Consider the following 20,227-nt stretch of genomic DNA (forward strand, 5'->3'; position numbering starts at 1 on the left):
CCAGACTACTAGTGAAGTGAAAAAGATTGTCGGATTTTGGTTTCATTTATACCTCAATTTTCTAATTAATCTAACGCTTTCTATACGGCGATTTGCCGTTTTTCTGGCAGGCTACCGCCTTCTTTCTTATCAAAAGCGCTATCAATCGTAGCACTTATATGCATGAAACAAATAGAAAAACAGTATGAATATGTGTGGTGGCGCGCGCAATTAGGCGGCGCACAGCACGCTAATTTCAAAAGTGGTGATACATTAACGGAGCTGTATAAATAAACAGGTTAATTTATCATGAAAAGTCAGTTTTTACTTAGTGTAAAAGAGCACATGCTTACTCGTCATTATGCGAATAAAACTATCGAAAGTTATCTATTTTGGATAAAACGTTTTATCACTTTTCACCAGCTCGCCCACCCATCAACACTAGCAGAAGATGATGTCATTCAATTTCTGAGTTACTTAGCGGTAGAAGAAAAAGTTGCGGTAAAAACGCAAGCTTTGGCGCTGAACTCAATATCATTTTTATATCGTGATTATTTTAAAACCCCACTATCACTTGATATGAGATTTCAGAAATCCTTGACCGAAAAGAAACTTCCCGTTGTGTTAACCAGGGAGGAGATCCGAAGATTCGTTCAACATATCGACCCGAGGTATAAACTCCATATTCAGCTGCTTTATGGCTCAGGGCTTCGAGTCATGGAGTGTTTGCGCTTAAGAGTTCAGGACATCGATTATGATTATGGCGCAGTTCGTGTTTGGCAAGGAAAAGGAGGTAAAAATCGTACCGTAACGTTAGCAAAAGAGCTACATGAGCCGCTTAAAGCTCAGGTTAATTTAGCAAGAGATTACTATTTTAAAGATAGACACATGCCTGGTTATGCGGGGGTATACATCTCTGAAGGTTTACGACGTAAATACCCAAAAGCGGAGCTAGATTTTAACTGGCACTTTTTGTTTCCATCAACAAAGTTAAGCGCAGATCGAGACACTGGTGAACTCAGAAGGCATCATATCAATGAAAGCGCAATACAAAGAGCGGTAAAGCGCGCGGCAAGCGACGCAAGTATTGAGAAAACTGTAACTTGCCACACACTAAGACACAGTTTTGCCACGCATTTATTGGAATCTGGCGCAGACATTAGAACTGTTCAGGAACAATTAGGGCATACTGATGTAAAAACCACGCAAATCTATACTCACGTTATCGAGCGCGGGGCTGGCGGTGTGTTGAGTCCATTATCCAGCCTTTAGAAAAACAAAGCCACCTCGAAAGGTGGCTTTGCTTTACAACTCGTTATTGACGAACACCGAGTTTCACATTGCCTTTTGAATCAAACCAAAGTGCTTGCGAACGGCGACGTCCTATTAGTATCGGACCATCGTCATAAAAGAGAAAGTTCTTCCAGTGCTTTTTAAAAATAGACCATTTCGTTTCGATGACATTGTACTTCTCGTAGCAAAAGTAAACGGTTACATCGTCTTGCCAATCGATATGTGCCTCAGCTTCCGCTGGCATGTCAGGATCATCCGACTCCCACGCAGCCATCCAATCCACAGTTTCAGACCAATTCGCCTCGTTCATTGGCCAGTCTTGGGAACTTAGTCTATCCATATCAGGGCTTTGAGCACTGATATTTTCTTTCCAAAATTGTGCTGAGCGGGCTTGGCTCATCGGCTTAATAAAAGCCAAATCTTCTTCTGGCACAGGCATCGACTGATGCATAAAAATCCATTTTCTTTGGTATTCGTCCAAAGGCAAATAAGACATTCAGTCTCCTTTATTACGATTTCAGCCAACCTTTCTCTGTGGCTTCTTCAATCAACTCTTTCGCTTTGTCCCATAAGGTAACAGAGCCAAATTCAATTCGTTTATTAATGGTAAGTGCTTGTTCGCGTGAGACACCATGTTCCTTCCAACTCTGACCATTATTATGGTAGTTCAAGAGCATTGGAATTAACCGATCGAGTGCTTTTGCATACTTAGCATCATCGGTCTGCGCGGCTTCAAATTCATGCCAAAGCGCCAATAGCTCTTGCTCCTGATCGCTGGGTAACATACCAAACAAGCGCTCTGCAGCTCTAATTTCTTTTTCTGCTTGCTCTTGAGACGCAGCAGTATCATAAACAAAGGTATCGCCCGCGTCGATCTCTACTACGTCATGTATCAATAACATTTTCATCACTCGGCAAATATCAACAGGTGCATTCGCATGCTCTTCCATCAATATTGCCATCAGTGCGACATGCCAACTATGCTCACCACTATTTTCGAGGCGCCCTTCAGCACTTTTAACTCGAGTTCGGCGCAAAATGCTTTTGAGTTTATCAAGCTCGATTACAAGTGCTAACTGCTTTTCCAATCGTTCCATACTATCGCCCTTCTTGCTGCCAATTCGGATTAATAAGCGACGTTAGAACGTGGTCTTGCCACTCACCATTAATCAAAAGGTAATCTTTTGCATACCCTTCTCGGTTGAACCCTACATGCTCTAGCACAGATTCACTGCGTTTATTGTGAGGCATGTAGCCAGCTTGAATACGATGCAGTTTCTGAACGTTAAACATGTAGTCGCAAGCCATGGTTAATCCACGACGCATATAACCATGCCCTTGCGCTTTTTCAGCGAGAGAATATCCGACGTTACAAGAATAAAAAGGAAAACGACTCAAACTACTAAAGGATATCGTACCTAGCATTTCACCCGAAGAGGCTCTGACTAAAAGGCAATAATACCCCAATCCCATTCGATGCAGCTCATTGAGCTTGATAAGCTTTTGCAACCAACCGTTCACTGAGAAAAAAGCCTCTTCACGTTTCGGTTCAAACGGTTTCAGGTATTCTCGGTTCGCTTGAAAATATTCGGCAATCATATCTGCGTCACCGATTTCAGCGGTACGAAGAAGCAAGTCACCGTCCAACATATGAACGGCGATAGATGAGCTGTTATCTTCCATTACAAATGATTAATTCCGTCTTTTCGTTCAATTCGATTAATTCTTACGGATACCGTAATCACGCAGTTTATTAGCGATTGAGGTATGCGATACATTTAAGCGCTTAGCAAGCTTACGGCTTGATGGGAATGACTGATACAAACGTTCCAGAACTTGAGATTCATAATCACGCATGATCTCATCCAAAGAACCGTCGATGTTAAGCGTTGCACTACCAGCGCCGACTGACTGAGGCTGAGGTAAATTGAAGTGACCCGCGTTTAGTATATCACCATCCATTTCCGTGAGCGCTCGAAGAACCATGTTATCCAGCTGGCGCATGTTTCCTGGCCACTGATAATTTGCAAGGGCATCAACTAGACCATCATCAAACTCTGGCTTATCAATCCCAAGCTGTTGCGCATGTTTCGCCACAAACAACTCAAGCAATGGTGCAACGTCGTTTGAGCGCTTACGTAACGGAGGAATGCTGAGCGTAAGTACGTTGAGACGATAATACAAATCTTCACGGAACATTCCTGCTTCAGAAAGCTCGGCAAGGTTATGTTTTGTTGAAGCGATGATACGAACATCGACATGCATCTCATCTTCTGCACCGACACGACGGAAATTACCATCTTGTAGAAAACGTAACAGCTTGATTTGAAGATGCGAACTCATTTCACCGATTTCATCAAGAAATACCGTCCCGCCATTTGCTTGCTCAAAGATGCCTTTGTGGCCTTGTTCATGATTAAATGAACCCGGCGCATGACCAAAAAGTTCGGTTTCTGCTACATCGTCAGGCATCGAAGCACAACTCAAAACTAGGAATGGCTTGCTCGCGCGGCTAGAACGGCTGTGGCAAGCTTTAGCAAGCATTTCTTTACCGGTCCCCGTTTCGCCCTCAATCAACAATGGTTGGTCAAGCACAGACAGCTTCTTAGCTTGGTTCATTAGTGCTTTATGACGGTTCGATATACCAACAAAGTGCTCAAAACCCAGAGGGTTATGCAGCGGTAGCGCTTCTTGAATTCTGGCAACTTGCTGACTAGAGCGAATCGTCATTAGAGTACTCGCTAGAGTCGAGTTTTGCGCTTCGTCTCGGATATAAACGGGCATCAACTCTAGAACATAGTCCAAGCCCTCAATCACAAGGTTTTCCCGTGTTCGGCCATTCACACCCTCAGACCAACGAGAGAAACGAACACTTGGTAACAAAGCACCGATTTGAGTACCAATCACTTCTTGCTTGTGAAGGCCAAGCAATGAAAGTGCAGACATGTTTGCCATGTCTACGGCACCTTTAAGATCAATGGCAAAAACAGGATCGGGCAAGTTATCAACTAACGAGAGCAGCTCCGTATTGTGGCGCTCCATCGGCATAAACTGGATTTTACGTACGTCTTTCACCCCCGGAATACGGCGGATTTCAGCCATCAGCTCACTAAACGTATCAAAATCAATATCCGGGCAATTCAAATAGATAATACCGCTAATATCGATTTCGATACCACGCAAGTCGATGCTTTTAGACGCTAAAATATCGAGCAGTTCTCGGGTCAAGCCGAGTCGATCTTCACATAAGACTTCAAGACGCACTTAAAATATCCCAATTCACAACTGTCAGGAAAAGTTGACAGTAGTTTCTATCATGCTTGGAATGGCGTCAAGCAATCCTATCCATCAAAGTTGATATTCGTTACGGTTTCATCGTAATTGATGCAACTTTCGCCGCCACTGCCTTGCGTATGGTGCCCAACTTAACCTGACGGTCAGGATACCAGGGTAGTGGACGCAATAAGGTCATCGCTTTCAAGCCCAAACGTGCCGTTAGAATACCAACACCTAGCCCCTGCCCCGCACGAGCAGAAACTTTGCCAGCAAGATCCATCGACATCAAATCCATACTGGCATCAATAGCGAGCTCACTGGCACCAGCCGCCGCCATATTGACAAATACCGCTTTTAGTAACTTGATGCGAGATGCATAACCTAGCTCTACCCCATATACCTTGGAGAGGTTGTCGATCATTTTGAAATTTCGCCAAGCCACCAGCAACATATCAGCGGCAGCCAGAGGGCTCACGGCGACTAGGGCCGCACACTCGGTTGCGTGCTGTGATACGATTTTCGTTGCCAACTTGTCTTGTTGGCTCACCACCATCGAGTCATACATATCAAGAATTTCAGCGTCACTATGAGCAGGGTTAATACTGTTCTGCCAACGATCAAAGCCCGGATTCTCTGCCATCACACCACTTTGTTCTGCTACGGTTTCGCAAAAGGCTTTCCCTTTCCCAACGCTCTCACTATTAACAAGTGCTTCTGCTTCTTCTTGAACACTAAAATGATTTCGTAGTTTTCGCAGTTTCCAAAGCTCTTTACCCATAGCTCCTAAACCAAGCGAAGCGATCGCAGCAATAAACCCCGTCCAGCTTAAGGCCAGCCAATCAGAAGCCTGAATTGCGGTTATAACCGAGTCCAACGCTTGCCAGCCAACCAAACCAGCAAAAGTTGCAAATGCGCCAGTCGCGAGCCATTTTCTGCCCGATTTTGGACGAATGACATGCTCGAGTTGCAATTCCTGTTCGGTCTCCTGGTGCGCTTCTTTAACTTCAACAGGTACAAATGTTTCTTTTTCGCCGAATGTTTGCTGCGCCGTCAACTCCGGTTGATTCGATTGCTGATCTTTTTCCATTACCTTTTCAGAGAAAACTTGTTTTTGCTTCAACTCACTCATTTCAATTTATCTCCAATCAGGTAATCCAGTGCTTTGTCTAAGCGTATGTGCTTCACTGGCTCATCATTCGGTGAGGGCATCGGACGAAACGACGTAAAATCAAACCCGTTGTTTTGCCAATAAGCTGCATTTGATAGCTTTTTCGGCACCTCTCCGGGAAACATAGTCATCGGCTCACCACCCAATGTTGTTCCTTGTAACGCCGGGATGGTCTTATCTCCAGAGGAAATAAACCCCGTCGTGGTTGCTTGGATGGAAGCGATACTCATGCAGCTCATCTCAATATTCTCGTAGGCTGCCGTTTGCCATGCTGGATGCACCATTTGTTGGAGCAGAGACACCAAATTTGGGTGCTGATCGGGCGTGATATGATCCGCTTTTGTAGCAGCAAACAACACTTTGTCGATTTTTGGTGAGAACAAACGACGCAAAAAGCTACTACGACCATAGCGGAAGCTATGCATGATCTGTTCTAGCGCTTGGCGCATGTCGTAAAACGCTTCATCACCGGCATTGAGAGGCTGCAAACAATCCACCAGTACAATCTGGCGATCGAAGGTCGCAAAATGATGCTTATAAAACGCTTTCACTACTTTCTGTTGGTATTCCTGAAAACGGGCTTCTAGCATCGCTAAGTTACTGCCCTTGGGCGCTTTGCTTTCCGAATCAGCACGACACGGAAAAAACTGTAGCACCGGCGCGCCTGCTAGCTCACCAGGTAATACAAAGCGGCCAGGCTGAACCCAATGAAGGCCAGAGTCTTTACAAGAATGAAGGTACTCTGTGTATGTGTGTGCAACTTTCTCAAGTAGTTTCTCATTCACTTCTGCAAAGAGATCCACTTTCTCCAGTTCAGAAAGCCAAGCTTTGGCTAAATCGCCACGCTGGCCTTTAAGTGCATCAAACTGAGTTTGCGACCACGTTGCAAAGTCCATGTCCAATAAAGGCAGGTCGAGCAACCACTCTCCTGGATAGTCGATAATATCAACATTTAAAATTGCGGTTTTACTCAACAGCTTTTTCGTAGTTTTATTTGGTTTGTACTTGAGCGCTAAGCGAATCTCACTCACATCACGTGTCGGTACTGGCCACTGAGGTGGAGTGGCATGAATTTGGCTCATCGCCTCATCGTAAGCAAAGCTTGGCACCATCATATTCGATTGAGGCTCACGCTTCGCCCCAATAAGGCGCTTATCTCTAGCCGCAGTCAAAAGAGGCAAATTGTCATGGGTTGCAGTATGAAGAAGCTGATTCACTAATGACGTGATGAATGCCGTCTTACCGGCACGAGAAAGTCCGGTGACAGCAATTCGAACATTAGAGTCCATACCTCTGTTGATAAAGTCATTAACTTCTTTCTTTATTCTCTTCATTACGCTTCTTTATCTTACTCCACTTTAAAACAACGTTGTCAGCGACTTCGAATTTCGATCTATGAATACTGTTCTATCCCGAATTCTATGAGTTTAACTTTATATACCTTAATAAAAGATGAACAAAACATCCGGCTTAATGCTGTGTTAAAAAAGAAAAGCCCCTGAGTGGTTCAGAGGCTTACTTAATCTACAGCATTAGTAACTCTATATGCGCTGATTACTATGTTAAACAGGAACCCGCTTTCTTTAAGCCTAGTCGTCTTCGATTAACTTATAGATAACAAATAGAGCGATTTCCAAAATCAACCACAACACACATGTGATGGTCACGTACTTTTCATCAAAGATGCTGATACCGTGAAGAATCAAGTCATAGCCAACAAAGCCACCTATCACTACAGCAAGAATAATTTGTAGAATCTGAATAAAACGAGGCATGCCGTCTCCTAATTATTGTTCGCATAACGTTTGATTGCTATGCCTAAAGGTTTATATCCTTAATTATATAGACAAAAAGTGCAGGTTTCGCTGCACTTTTGTCAATTGTTTGCTAGGTAAATCAGCACCTTGTCACATTCTCTCTACTGAGACGCAGCAAGATTGCCCTTTGCCTTATGCTTCCATCTCTTGAATTTTCACTTTCCAAGTGTCTGGACCAATTTGGTGCGCGTTAACACCATTTGAGTCGACAGCCACTGTTACTGGCATATCTTCAACTTCAAATTCGTAAATCGCTTCCATACCTAAATCTTCAAATGCGACAACGCGAGCTTTCTTGATCGCTTTCGCCACCAAGTACGCAGCGCCACCGACAGCCATTAGGTAAACCGCTTTGTGGTTCTTGATAGATTCAACCGTTGCAGGGCCACGCTCAGCTTTACCGATCATGCCCATGATGCCGGTCTTTTCTAGCATCATGTCGGTGAATTTATCCATACGCGTAGATGTTGTTGGGCCAGCAGGACCAACGACTTCATCACCAACTGCATCAACAGGGCCTACGTAGTAAATGAACTTACCGTTTAGATCTACGCCTTCAGGCAGACCTTCGCCATTATCTAGCATGCCTTGAATACGTTTATGCGCAGCATCACGACCAGTCAGAATTTTACCTGATAGAAGAACCGTTTCGCCTGTCTTCCACTCTTGTACTTCTTCTTTAGTAATTGTATCTAAGTTTACGCGACGCGTATTTTCGCCCGCTTCCCAAGTGATGTCTGGCCAATCTTCTAGTTTAGGTGGTGTTAGCTCTGCTGGGCCGCTACCATCAAGCGTGAAGTGCACGTGACGAGTCGCCGCACAGTTCGGGATCAAACAAACAGGCTTAGAAGCCGCGTGCGTTGGCGCAGTTTTGATTTTAACGTCGACAACAGTCGTCAAACCGCCAAGACCTTGCGCACCGATACCAAGTTTGTTCACGCGATTGAAGATATCCAAACGAAGCTCTTCTTCTGCGTTTTGTGGGCCACGGTCAATAAGCTCTTGAATATCGATGTGTTCCATTAGAGATTCTTTTGCCAATACCGCTGCTTTTTCAGCCGTACCGCCGATACCAATGCCAAGCATGCCAGGAGGACACCAGCCCGCCCCCATTGTTGGTAGCGTTTTTTCTACCCACTCAGCAATATCGTCAGATGGGTTTAGCATCACCATCTTAGTTTTGTTTTCGCTACCGCCGCCCTTCGCAGCGATCTGAATTTCAACTTTATCGCCCGGAACCATGTTGATATGTACGACGGCAGGCGTGTTGTCTTTGGTATTAATACGTTTACCAGCAGGGTCCATAAGTACTGACGCACGCAACGGGTTATCAGGGTTCGTGTACGCTTGTCGAACACCTTCATCTACCATCTGCTGAACCGTCATGTCGGTCGAATCCCATTGCACGCCCATACCGATGTTGACGAAACACGTCACAATACCAGTATCCTGACAAATTGGACGGTGACCTTCTGCGGACATTCGGGAGTTAATTAGGATCTGAGCAATCGCGTCTTTCGCGGCTTGACTCTCTTCGCGGTGATAGGCTTTTTCAAGAGCTTGAACAAAGTCTAGCGGGTGGTAGTAAGAAATATACTGTAGCGCATCAGCGACACTGCTGATCACATCCTGCTTGCGTATTACCGTCATTACATGCCTCGTTATAGTTATGCTTCCATTATTGGCTTGGCTTCAATCGTGTTTGTTGAGCTTATTGCTCTTTTGAGCTTCGTTTTTTATAAACAATTGTCGAACGGCTGATATCGACACACGAAATGCTGAAGTTGCCTACTTGTAAACCATCTCAAAACCCTATGAATAGAGGGAGTTTGGCTACACAGAGGAATATGATACTCTTGCTGCCCATGACATGCCATGCAGTGAACGATCTCTTTGTCACAAATTACACAAATGAACAACATGGACAATCAATTCATTGATTTTAAAGCGTTGGAATACGCACCAGAGTTTGCTCTTCACCTTTTTTCTCGCATTCAACACCAGCCTTGGGCGATGTTGCTGCGTTCTGCATCAAAAACGCATATCGATAGCCGCTTCGATGTATTGGTTGCCAACCCAATTGCAACGTTAGAAACCACTGCCGACAACACACAAGTTGAAACGCCATCGAATGCCTATTCAACTCAAGATGACCCATTCACGCTGCTTCATCAGTTGCAAGAACAGTGGCTTCCTCACGTAGAGTTAAATAAAGAATTGGATTTGCCTTTTGTCGGCGGTGCGCTCGGTTACTTCAGTTACGATTTAGGTCGCCGCGTAGAAACGATGCCAGAAGTGGCAGAAAAGGACCTCAACACGCCGGATATGGCGGTAGGTCTGTATGAATGGGCCGTTGTTGTTGACCACCAGCTAAAAAAAGCATGCTTAGTTGGTCAGAATATCGAGCAAGCTTGGCAGTGGTTAAACGAGCAAAAAGCAGAACAAACCGTTGACTTCGCTTTGTCTGGTGCTTGGCAGTCAAACATGACGAAAGAGAGCTACGCCACTCGCTTTGACCAGGTGCAAGAATACTTGTTGAGCGGTGACTGTTATCAGATCAATTTGGCGCAGCGCTTTAACGCACCGTATCAAGGCAGCGAGTGGCAAGCGTATCTGAAATTGGAGTCCGCCAACCAAGCGCCATTCTCAGCGTTTATCCGTATGCCTGAGTCTTCGATTTTGAGTATCTCTCCAGAGCGCTTTTTAGAGCTCAAAGATCGCGTCATTGAAACAAAACCAATCAAAGGTACTCGCCCACGCAGCGAAGATCCAAAGCAAGATAACGCTAATGCCCATGACTTGCAGACAGCGGAAAAAGATCAGGCAGAAAACCTGATGATTGTCGATTTGCTGCGTAATGATATTGGTCGGGTTGCATCACCGGGTAGCGTTCACGTGCCAAAGTTGTTCGATATTGAAAGCTTCCCTGCCGTGCATCATTTGGTGAGCACCATTCGTGCAAGTTTGGATGAACAATACGCTCCTGCGGATTTGCTGCGAGCGTGTTTTCCAGGCGGTTCAATTACGGGCGCTCCTAAAGTTCGCGCAATGCAGATCATTGAAGAACTGGAGCCGCATCGACGCAGCGCGTATTGCGGCAGTATTGGCTATATTTCACGCCATGGTCGTATGGACACCAGCATTACCATCCGAACTCTTGTCGCGGAAAAAAACAAACTTTACGCTTGGGCTGGCGGCGGCGTCGTGGCAGATAGCGATTGCGCCTCTGAGTATCAAGAAACGTTGGATAAGCTTTCAAAGATTTTGCCAGCGCTGCAATCGTAGGTTTCAAAAGCGGACAATGCCGCTCGTTTAACAGCGAGTGGCATATTTCTGTATCTCATCACCCTGCACAACGACGAAGGAGCGTGATACAGGTTCTTCTATTCAAGCACTTTGTGGTCAAATTTGTTTCATTACCCGCTCATCGTGCTGCTACTAGATTCTTAGTCTCGCCAAGGCTCGCTAGAATGACCCAAAAAACATCGTTAAATGATCGGCATTATCCAGTGTGGTGCGTTTTTTAGTGTGTTTTATTTGCATGTACTTTAGCTTTTAGCCGTTGGCCAACAAAAATTCTTTTTTAAAAGGCAGCGTCTACTGCTCAAGCCACTTACACATAATCTGTTCGATATCGGTTGCGGTGTACGGCTTAGTGAGGATGTCGTCCATGCCTGAATCAATACACTTTTGACGCTCTTCGATGGTAGTGCCAGCGGTTAATGCAATAATAGGATGAGTAAAGCCACGCTCTCTCAGATACATCGTCGCCTCATAACCATCCATTTCAGGCATTCGGCAGTCCATGAATATCAGTTCGTAGTCTTTACTTTTCACCGCTTCTAATGCTTCTTTGCCGTTGGCTTTTAAATCAGGTGTGATGTCGAGTTTTTTCAGCATTTGAGTAACAATGACTTGATTCATTCTGATGTCATCAACCACTAATATTGAGCGTCCTGCTAAATCGCTTCGCTCTATGGTGACCAATTCCCCCTCTGCTGTGCCTTGTGCTTGCCCTTCCTCAAGAGGAATAGCAACTTTAAAAGTTGTCCCTTTGCGCTCTTCACTTTCAAAGCTAATTTGACCTTGCATCAAATCCACAAGGTTTTTACAAATCGCGAGACCTAAACCTGAGCCTTCAAAGCTGCGTTTCGCCGAGCGATCAACTTGGACAAATGGATCAAATAGTGACGGCTGTGCTTTTATTGGGATGCCAATACCAGTGTCTTCAACCTCAAAATAAGCCGTGCCGTTAAGCCATTCCACCCGTAACACGACGCCACCCAAGTGAGTAAACTTAATCGCGTTTCCCACCAAGTTAACCAAAATTTGTGTAATGCGCTCTAAGTCACCGACTAAAAATTCTGGAATACCCAGCTTTTTGTCGATAGAGAAATGGATGCGTTTTTCAGCAGCCTTAGCTGCAAATACACCCATGATGGCTTTTTCAAGCTCCTCCCAGGCAAAAACTTTATGTATGATTTCCATCATACCGGCATTCATCTTACTGAAATCAAGAAGATCATTAATGATAACTCTCAATAAGTCCCCTGATTGAGTCAAATTGCTCAAGTATTGACGCTGCTCTTCTTCTAATTGGGTTCGACTCAATAACTCCGCACTACCCAATACGCCATTGAGAGGAGTTCGCAGCTCATGGTTAATCATGGCGACAAACTCCTTCGTCGCTTTTTCTGATTCCTCAGCCCGCTTTCTCAGCTCGACCTCTCGCTCTAAACTTAAGTGTCGACCAATAACACCATGAACTAAGTCAGACACGAGCTCCATCTGTTTGGAAATAAAAGACTGATCGATTTGATCTTGCAACACGGAGAAAATCAACTCCCCAACCGTTTCCCCATCAATGATAACTGGCAAATGCAAATTCTCTCCCTGCCAATTAGGAGTGGTGAAAATCTCGTTGTTATGACGAAGCTGTAAGTGACCAAAGTGATGACGACGCAATGAGCTCAGCTTTGTAGCGTCAAGAAACAAGTAAGCCGCAGAAATGATCGAGTTAGAAGTGAGCTGCTCAATAAAGCTCGCTATCATTGCTTCATCGAACGTGCTCGATAAAAAAGTACGACCGAACTTAATCAACGTCGCATCAATTTGCTCTTCAAACTCAAACTTACGAAGATCCTTTTTAGATTTCAGCTCCAGCTTTTTCAATGCAACACTGAGTTGCTGGTTGGATTCATATAACTCTAAGCTTTTCTGTTCCAACAGCTGCTCAGCTGCTTTTCTTGATGCAACTTCTCGTTTGAGTTTCCTTTCTAATGAGGAACTTCCCGTCATATCGTTCTTATTGAGCCTCTAACCAAAAACGTACTTTGCTACCATCTTCTGACTGATTTTGATGTTTGATATGAACTACCTCACCAAAATGCGCAGCACAGCCTTTTATCAATCCTAAGCATACGTGAGACATACATCTTGCGCTGTGGTAGTCAAATACCAATTGGGATTGATTTTCACTAATGAAATCAAATTGCGGAGGGTTAGCATCAGGATAGAGCTTCTTAACTTCGACATGAATAAAGTCTTCAACATGGCGAACAAATTGAAACGTCGTTTCACACTGTTGCAAACTGGCGTGACTAGGAATGGAGCGAAGTAAATTCAAAAAGACGCACTCTCCAAACACTTCTTGCAGTTGCTCGGGGGGAACACCAGATACTTTACTGAGATTCACGATCAACTTAACCAAGTCTTTGTGATCGTAACTACCAACAGCGGTGTAAACACCTTCATCGTTAGAAAGATCGAGAACTTGGTCTAACACATCAAGACCGAATTTCTCTTCTACTAACTCCATGAACTCGGTGAAAATAATCCCTTTCATTGGCCAATACTTGTCCTATAGTGACGTCCTAAAATAAAGAATGGTGTATAACCTTATAAGTTTCAAATTAATATGTTCAAGCAGAGTGAGACACACAACACAAAGAGGGAAAGTGCTGGCGAGTGCTTTAATGCGAATGTTTTATTTGGTAACCAGTAACGATAACGCCATACGCTTTGCCGTCTTTGAGTATAATAAATAATGGTTAGGCACGATAAATAAGGACTCAGTTTGGTTATCGACAAAACTCATTTACTACAGAACTTTCAATTTCGGCTTCCAACGGGCTACCACAAAGAGTCCCTTGCACGACTGAAATGGATGAAAGAAAAGTCCCTGAGAGATGCGGCAGTCTTAATCGGTTTTGTGGAACGCGATGACGGGTTACAAGTCATTCTGACTAAGCGTGCAGCCCACTTACGCCATCATCCGGGACAAATCAGCTTTCCCGGTGGCAAATATGAGCAGGAAGATATTCAGCTCGTGAATACCGCTTTAAGAGAAACCAAAGAAGAAGTTGGGATAGAAGATGAGCATATTCATGTGTTTGGTCAACTGCCTACACTACCAACGATTAGTCAGTTTAATGTGACACCTTTTTTGGCTTTTGTTTCTCCGGAATATAAAACGCATATTGACCCAAATGAAGTAGAGTCAGTTTTTGAGGTTCCTGCCAACCATATTCTGAACCCCAAAAAATTGTATAGCACCAAATTTGACCTAAAAAGAAGCAGTCATCGTGTATTTGCTATCCCATATAGACAGCATTTCATCTGGGGCATGACGGCACAAATTATCGAATCAATGCAAAAACATATTATTTCACATTAAACAGTTGTTGATATCGGTGCTTTTATAGGCGCGATCATTATGCGCATCAATATTAATAAAACGTTGCTTCATAAACATTCATTCACATTAGATTAATTTTCCATTTTCACCGCAAACGCTTGCGGTGAAATAAATTTATACAAACAGCCCTATTGATAAGTTTTTCTAATTTTACTCATTAGCAGAAATCACGAGTAGCACATCATTTTCGTGATAAAAAGCAGGTTTTTGACATATCATTCAATAAGCGTAAGCAATAAATGATTTAGATCTAATTTTCCTAGTGTAAAATCTTGCAAAATTACTCCCGACTTATTTCCTGTTCCCAAAATGAGTAACTAAAAAATGAATACAACTACTTCTGCGGTTTCTACCGCACAATCGTCTAGTAAGTTTTCTTACAAAGACTTTACCTGGTGTCTGTCCCTTTTTGGTACGGCAGTAGGTGCAGGTGTACTGTTCCTTCCTATTAAAGCAGGTGCAGGTGGCTTCTGGCCATTAGTAATCCTAGCCCTAATCGCAGCACCAATGACTTGGTTCGCACACAAATCTTTAGCTCGTTTCGTTCTTTCTGCGAAAAACCCTGAAGCGGACATCACCGACACAGTAGAAGAGCACTTTGGTAAGACTGGCGCAAACCTTATTACGTTCGCTTACTTCTTCGCTATCTACCCAATCGTACTTATCTACGGTGTTGGTATCACAAACACAGTTGACTCTTTCCTAGTTAACCAAATGGGCATGGAATCTATTCCTCGCTGGCTACTTTCTGGTGCACTTATTGCTGCAATGACAGCAGGCGTAGTATTCGGTAAAGAGCTTATGCTGAAAGCAACTTCAGCAATGGTTTACCCTCTCGTGTTCATCCTACTAGCACTGTCTGTATACCTAATTCCTGGTTGGAACACTTCAATGATGGAAGTGTCACCTGACTGGGGTGCAATGCCAGCTATCGTTTGGCTAGCAATCCCTGTTATTGTGTTCTCTTTCAACCACAGCCCAATCATTTCTCAGTTCTCTAAAGAGCAACGTCGTGTATATGGTGATGACGCAGTTAAGAAAACTGACGCTATCACTGGTGGCGCAGCAATGATGCTGATGGGCTTTGTTATGTTCTTCGTTTTCTCTGTTGTACTTTCTCTGTCTCCAGAGCAACTAGCAACGGCGCAAGAGCAAAATATCTCTGTTCTCTCTTACCTAGCAAACGTGCATGAATCTCCACTGATCTCTTACATGGGTCCATTGGTTGCTTTCGCAGCGATCACCTCTAGCTACTTTGGCCACTTCTTAGGTGCGCACGAAGGTCTAGTTGGTCTAGTGAAATCTCGTTCAAAATCACCAGTAAGCAAGATCGAGAAGATGTCTCTAATCTTCATTGTAATCACAACTTGGATCGTTGCTATCGTTAACCCAAGCATCCTAGGTATGATTGAAACAATGGGTGCACCAATGATTGCGGCAATCCTATTCTTGATGCCAATCTTCGCAATGCAAAAAGTTCCTGCGATGGCTAAGTACAAAACTTCAGCACCTGTGCAAATTTTCACAGCAATCTGTGGTCTTGCTGCAATTAGTTCTGTAATCTACGGCGCTCTTTAATCATCTCTGCCCAGTGCAGTATGATTAATCCAAAAATATAACGATAAAATTAAGCCTCCCAACTCCCCTTGGGAGGCTTTCTTCTGAGGTAATCGATATGATTAGTGTTTTTGATATCTATAAAATCGGTGTTGGACCTTCAAGCTCACACACTGTAGGCCCAATGAAAGCGGGTAAAGAGTTTATTGATGATCTTCGTGCAATGGGAAAACTGCGCGACATCACTAAAATCACCGTTGACGTTTATGGATCACTATCACTGACAGGGAAAGGTCACCACACAGATATTGCTATCATCATGGGTCTTGCAGGCAACACTCCTGAGAAAGTTGATATCGATTCTATCCCGGGCTTTATCGCTCGTGTAGAAGAAACTGAACGCCTTCCTGTTGGCATGCACTGTCACACAGTATCGTTCCCACGTGAAGGTGGAATGAACTTCCACAAAACAAACCTAGAGCTACACGAAAACGGCATGCAGATCCACGCGTGGATCGAAGACGAAAAAGCGTACTCAAAAACTTACTACTCTATCGGCGGTGGTTTCATCGTTGATGAAGAAAATTTCGGTAAAGAAGCTGAGAACCCAGTAAAAGTACCTTACCCGTTTACAACGGCAGAGGAACTGGTTAACCAATGCCACGAAAGTGGATTGTCCATCAGCGCACTAACCATGAAGAATGAGCATGCGCTTCATTCAGATGAAGAAACTCGTACTTATTTCGCGAACATCTGGCGCACAATGCGCGAGTGTATGGATCGCGGTATGAATGAAGAAGGTATTTTGCCTGGTCCACTACGCGTGCCTCGTCGTGCAGCAGCACTTCGCCAGCAGCTACTTACTTCAGAAAAGACGACAAACGACCCAATGTCTGTTGTTGATTGGGTAAACATGTTTGCTTTCGCAGTAAACGAAGAGAACGCAGCAGGTGGCCGCGTTGTTACAGCACCAACTAACGGTGCGTGTGGCATCATCCCTGCGGTACTGGCTTACTACGATAAGTTCATCCAAACTGTGACTGAAAAAGATTACATCCGTTACTTTGCTGCTTCTGGCGCAATCGGTGGTCTTTACAAGCGCAACGCGTCTATCTCTGGTGCAGAGGTTGGCTGTCAGGGTGAAGTTGGCGTGGCATGTTCTATGGCAGCAGCAGGCCTTGCTGAGCTTATGGGTGGTAGCCCAGAGCAAGTATGTATGGCAGCAGAAATCGCGATGGAGCACAACTTAGGTCTAACGTGTGACCCAGTTGCAGGTCAGGTTCAGGTTCCATGTATCGAGCGTAACGGTATTGCGGCAGTAAAAGCAATCAACTCAACTCGCATGGCACTACGTCGCTCTTCAGCTCCAACTGTTTCTCTAGATAAGGTTATCGAAACCATGCTAGAAACAGGTAAAGACATGAACGCGAAATACCGCGAAACATCTCAAGGTGGTCTAGCAATCAAAGTGATTTGCTAATACGACTTTCTGAATACCAATCAAAACCCGAGTTTATGCTCGGGTTTTTTTATACCCAAAAAACCTAGGAGAATACGTTATCAGGACAAGTAAAAAAAAACCTAAAACGTTGAATATATCCAAATATTATGGATATCTCAGTAAAAAATCACATCTCTTCCCTAGCTTTATTGATAACGTAGCCAAAAATTAAACTTGGAGCACATCAACACATGATTAGGTTTGAAATTGGAAACCAAATCTGCGTTTGCTTGTCCGAAAACGAAATATCTCTAGAGCTCAATCAGTCACTCCACCACTCCATTCCTGTCAACCCAAATGAGTACGCCATTCTGTCAACTATCGCCACATACGGCAGTTTAAATACGCCGATTAGTCAGCGGTTAATAGAAAGCAAAATCACTCAACAATACAAAATGACACTGCCTGAAAATGGCTTTAAAAACGCGGTGGCCGCTCTAAGAAAGAAATTTCGCAAGCTCACGGAAGAACATTTAACCACTAACAAAAACATTATCGAAAACATTCACCGGACCGGATACTTCATTCCTTTTACTATGCAAAACAACCATCAGAATGGCATCGAACATCAACAGAAGATCAATCAATACACAACCAATAGTCTTCGCAAAGCGCTTCGTATTTGCCTGCGTAATAAAAAGATCTATTCAGAAGCAATGTGGGTTGTGTTGATCACTGCGATCATTTTCTTTGCTATCTGTTACTACGCGATAAACAGCATCGTTAAACATAATTATCTGGATAACGCCTTCGAAATTGCAGAGAACCTTTCCCGCAGGAGTTGCTTTGCTAATGAAAGCGAACTGAAGTCACTATTTGATAATGTGAAGTTGGTGGAGTCGAGCATGATGCTAGATCGTTTCAATATTCGATGCTTAGTCACTCCAGAAACCGTTGTCCCTGTCAGCAAAAAAGCGTTTGAAGAGTGGAGTAACAATAGCAATTACACTACCCAATCATTTGACTTAAATAACGCAACTGTTTTGGTTCGTGTTAAAAACATTAACTTATCCGACAATGTTGAAAATCATATTTCACGTTTTTTTCTTTCCGGTATGAAGCTATCAACGAATACCGGAACGTCGTTAGAGATTGGTAACACCAATGAACGCTTTTTCAATTATCACGTAAAGAATAGTGGCTATAAAGAGGTGTATTACATCTCTGGGCCGTTTCAAAGTATCATTCTACTGAGCTTACTTTTTCTCATTATACTGCGTCACCGCTCCCTACAAGCCTTTATGGCTTACTTGTGCGCAATTCGACAGTTCAAAATAAAACTGGAGCCGATTTATAACACTTCGGCACAAAAGATTGTGCACTACGAAGCCCTCTCCCGGTTTAAGGTAAAAAATACGCAACGGTTTATTGAAACACTGATCCGCAATGGATTGCTGCTAACTCATACCTTACTGGTGATTGATTCCATCTACACCAAACAAAAAGCGTTGCCCATCCCTATTAGCATTAACGTTTGTCCTTCTTTGCTGCGAGGGCGTAACTTTTCAATCCTATATAGAGAGCTATCTAATCGGGATTGCCGTTTGCTGACAATCGAAATCACAGAAAATGCATCGATGTACTATACCTCTGAGATTTATGACAATGTCGCGAAACTAAAAGCTCTGGATTGTAAAATCAGTATTGATGACTTTGGCACCGGCAATAATAATGTGGCGCTTATCAGCAAGCTGAATCCGGACTACCTCAAAATCGACCGAGAATTTGTTATTGGCCTAAAATCTGATGATAAAAAGATAGAAACCTTGCGTCAGTTAATTGCTATGGGCAATACGTATCGCTGCACGGTCATTGTTGAAGGCGTAGAAACGGCAGACAGTGCTCACTTACTCACAACATTGGGCGCCTATATTCACCAAGGTTATTATTACCCTCTTCATTGCTAGCTTTTCTTCACTCGGTTAGTTACTTAAAATAGATCTAATACTCTATAAAAACTCGTGGTGGCATAAAGGTATGCCGCCAATTTGTGATTGAGCGATGATTGCGATTAAACCCACCAAACTGAAAGATTTTTCAAGTTTGATGCAATTGGATGTGCAAGAAGAGCAAAAAGGATTTTTTACACCGTTTGAAATGGCTTATCAAAAACGTAGTAAGTCAGAGGCGTTCTTTACGATTTATTCTGATGATCTATTAGTAGGCTATCTTGTTATCGATAAAGGTTTCTCCCAACATGCGCCGTTTGCTAAACGATACGAACTGGAGCTTAAGTACTTGATGATTGATCAACGTTTCCAACGTCAAGGGGTAGGGAGTGAGGCATTGCGTAAACTGTTCCTTTATGCGTATACCATTAACCCTAAAAGCACCTCTCTTTGCGCCACTGTTCCACAAAGTCAGCAATACGCTATCAGTTTTTTTGATGCGTGCGGATTCATTAATACAGAGGAAACAACATTGGGTGATAATGAAAAAGAATGGATTCTACGACACCCATTAAGCTAACTGGTGAAGCATAATCAAAATTGGGCCATTCAGATACAACAAAGGCAAGCTTCTCGCTTGCCTTTGTTTAATGCTCAATAGAAAGTGACTTATTCGCCTTTGTAAATACAACCCGCTGTGCACGTTTCTTTGATTTCTACTTTACTTAGCAGTGGTAAGCTTGGCTTAAGCTGCTGCCAAATCCATTTTGCTAACACTTCGCTAGTCGGGTTCTCTAACCCTTCAATGTCGTTTAGGTAGTAATGGTCTAAGCGATTGTAAATTGGTTTAAACGCAGCTTTGATCTCTGCAAAATCCACTACCCAACCTGTATGTGGATCAACTTCACCTTCTACATAAAGACGAACAAGGAAAGAGTGTCCGTGCAAACGACCACACTTGTGACCTTCTGGTACGTGTGGCAAATGGTGTGCTGCTTCGAACATAAACTCTTTGTATAATTCTGTTTTCATCTTGATTCTCAGGCTTTA

Annotated in this window: 18 protein-coding genes; 7 read left to right on the plus strand and 11 right to left on the minus strand. The window is 43.6% G+C overall.

Annotated elements, in window-relative coordinates:
* Positions 1-288 precede the first annotated feature (288 nt).
* Complete coding sequence (locus tag R7F07_RS00005) at positions 289-1,251, plus strand: integron integrase (RefSeq protein WP_054577706.1); 963 nt, start codon at positions 289-291, stop codon at positions 1,249-1,251.
* Positions 1,252-1,294: 43 nt separating this feature from the next.
* Here R7F07_RS00005 and R7F07_RS00010 read toward each other — a convergent pair whose 3' ends face one another.
* The 8 genes from R7F07_RS00010 to R7F07_RS00045 form a co-directional block, all read right to left on the minus strand.
* Entirely contained in the window at positions 1,295-1,768 is a 474-nt protein-coding gene (locus R7F07_RS00010) for a DUF2947 domain-containing protein (protein ID WP_171343068.1), read from the minus strand.
* Positions 1,769-1,781: 13 nt separating this feature from the next.
* Positions 1,782-2,369 carry an HD domain-containing protein gene (locus R7F07_RS00015; RefSeq protein ID WP_005376917.1) on the minus strand — a complete coding sequence of 196 codons (588 nt, stop codon included), beginning with the start codon at positions 2,367-2,369 and terminating at the stop codon, positions 1,782-1,784.
* A 1-nt stretch (position 2,370) separates the two neighbouring features.
* A complete protein-coding gene (rimJ, locus tag R7F07_RS00020; protein WP_025767303.1) occupies positions 2,371-2,955 on the minus strand; it encodes a ribosomal protein S5-alanine N-acetyltransferase in 585 nt (194 codons plus the stop codon).
* Between the two features lie 36 nt (positions 2,956-2,991).
* Positions 2,992-4,536 carry a transcriptional regulator TyrR gene (gene tyrR / locus R7F07_RS00025; RefSeq protein WP_171343067.1) on the minus strand — a complete coding sequence of 515 codons (1,545 nt, stop codon included), beginning with the start codon at positions 4,534-4,536 and terminating at the stop codon, positions 2,992-2,994.
* A 100-nt stretch (positions 4,537-4,636) separates the two neighbouring features.
* Positions 4,637-5,677, minus strand: coding sequence for a YcjF family protein (locus R7F07_RS00030; protein ID WP_025767301.1), 1,041 nt, complete (start codon positions 5,675-5,677; stop codon positions 4,637-4,639).
* The gene (locus R7F07_RS00035; RefSeq protein WP_171343066.1) at positions 5,674-7,050 is read right to left on the minus strand and encodes a YcjX family protein; all 1,377 of its coding nucleotides are present in this window, start codon (positions 7,048-7,050) and stop codon (positions 5,674-5,676) included. The genes R7F07_RS00030 and R7F07_RS00035 overlap by 4 nt, the downstream gene beginning before the upstream one ends.
* Before the next feature lie 255 nt (positions 7,051-7,305).
* Complete coding sequence (locus tag R7F07_RS00040; protein ID WP_005376906.1) at positions 7,306-7,491, minus strand: hypothetical protein; 186 nt, start codon at positions 7,489-7,491, stop codon at positions 7,306-7,308.
* Positions 7,492-7,665: 174 nt separating this feature from the next.
* Positions 7,666-9,183 carry a fumarate hydratase gene (locus R7F07_RS00045; protein WP_005376905.1) on the minus strand — a complete coding sequence of 506 codons (1,518 nt, stop codon included), beginning with the start codon at positions 9,181-9,183 and terminating at the stop codon, positions 7,666-7,668.
* A gap of 270 nt (positions 9,184-9,453) precedes the next feature.
* Between R7F07_RS00045 and pabB the strand changes: the two genes are divergently transcribed.
* The gene (gene pabB / locus R7F07_RS00050; protein ID WP_085569799.1) at positions 9,454-10,818 is read left to right on the plus strand and encodes an aminodeoxychorismate synthase component 1; all 1,365 of its coding nucleotides are present in this window, start codon (positions 9,454-9,456) and stop codon (positions 10,816-10,818) included.
* Positions 10,819-11,130: 312 nt separating this feature from the next.
* Here pabB and R7F07_RS00055 read toward each other — a convergent pair whose 3' ends face one another.
* Together R7F07_RS00055 and R7F07_RS00060 are read right to left on the minus strand one after the other, a co-directional pair.
* Positions 11,131-12,831: an ATP-binding protein gene (locus R7F07_RS00055; RefSeq protein WP_005376903.1), complete on the minus strand. Its 1,701-nt coding sequence runs from the start codon at positions 12,829-12,831 to the stop codon at positions 11,131-11,133.
* A 7-nt stretch (positions 12,832-12,838) separates the two neighbouring features.
* Complete coding sequence (locus tag R7F07_RS00060; protein ID WP_005388282.1) at positions 12,839-13,378, minus strand: heme NO-binding domain-containing protein; 540 nt, start codon at positions 13,376-13,378, stop codon at positions 12,839-12,841.
* Between the two features lie 231 nt (positions 13,379-13,609).
* On the opposite strand from R7F07_RS00060, the gene R7F07_RS00065 reads away from it, so the two are divergent.
* The 5 genes from R7F07_RS00065 (at position 13,610) to R7F07_RS00085 (ending at position 19,757) form a co-directional block, all read left to right on the plus strand.
* Positions 13,610-14,209, plus strand: a complete 600-nt coding sequence (locus R7F07_RS00065) for a CoA pyrophosphatase (RefSeq protein WP_005376901.1) — start codon at positions 13,610-13,612, stop codon at positions 14,207-14,209.
* A 345-nt stretch (positions 14,210-14,554) separates the two neighbouring features.
* Positions 14,555-15,808, plus strand: a complete 1,254-nt coding sequence (locus R7F07_RS00070) for an aromatic amino acid transport family protein (protein ID WP_005388284.1) — start codon at positions 14,555-14,557, stop codon at positions 15,806-15,808.
* A gap of 97 nt (positions 15,809-15,905) precedes the next feature.
* Positions 15,906-17,267 carry an L-serine ammonia-lyase gene (locus tag R7F07_RS00075; RefSeq protein WP_171343065.1) on the plus strand — a complete coding sequence of 454 codons (1,362 nt, stop codon included), beginning with the start codon at positions 15,906-15,908 and terminating at the stop codon, positions 17,265-17,267.
* Between the two features lie 212 nt (positions 17,268-17,479).
* Entirely contained in the window at positions 17,480-19,195 is a 1,716-nt protein-coding gene (locus tag R7F07_RS00080) for an EAL domain-containing protein (protein ID WP_042522777.1), read from the plus strand.
* A 94-nt stretch (positions 19,196-19,289) separates the two neighbouring features.
* Entirely contained in the window at positions 19,290-19,757 is a 468-nt protein-coding gene (locus R7F07_RS00085; protein ID WP_017636099.1) for a GNAT family N-acetyltransferase, read from the plus strand.
* 89 nt (positions 19,758-19,846) lie between these two features.
* On the opposite strand, the gene queD is transcribed toward R7F07_RS00085, so the two are convergent.
* Positions 19,847-20,209 carry a 6-carboxytetrahydropterin synthase QueD gene (gene queD / locus R7F07_RS00090; RefSeq protein WP_005376896.1) on the minus strand — a complete coding sequence of 121 codons (363 nt, stop codon included), beginning with the start codon at positions 20,207-20,209 and terminating at the stop codon, positions 19,847-19,849.
* Positions 20,210-20,227 lie beyond the last annotated feature (18 nt).

The sequence above is a fragment of the Vibrio sp. YT-16 genome, from assembly GCF_033337405.1.
GTDB lineage: Bacteria > Pseudomonadota > Gammaproteobacteria > Enterobacterales > Vibrionaceae > Vibrio > Vibrio alginolyticus.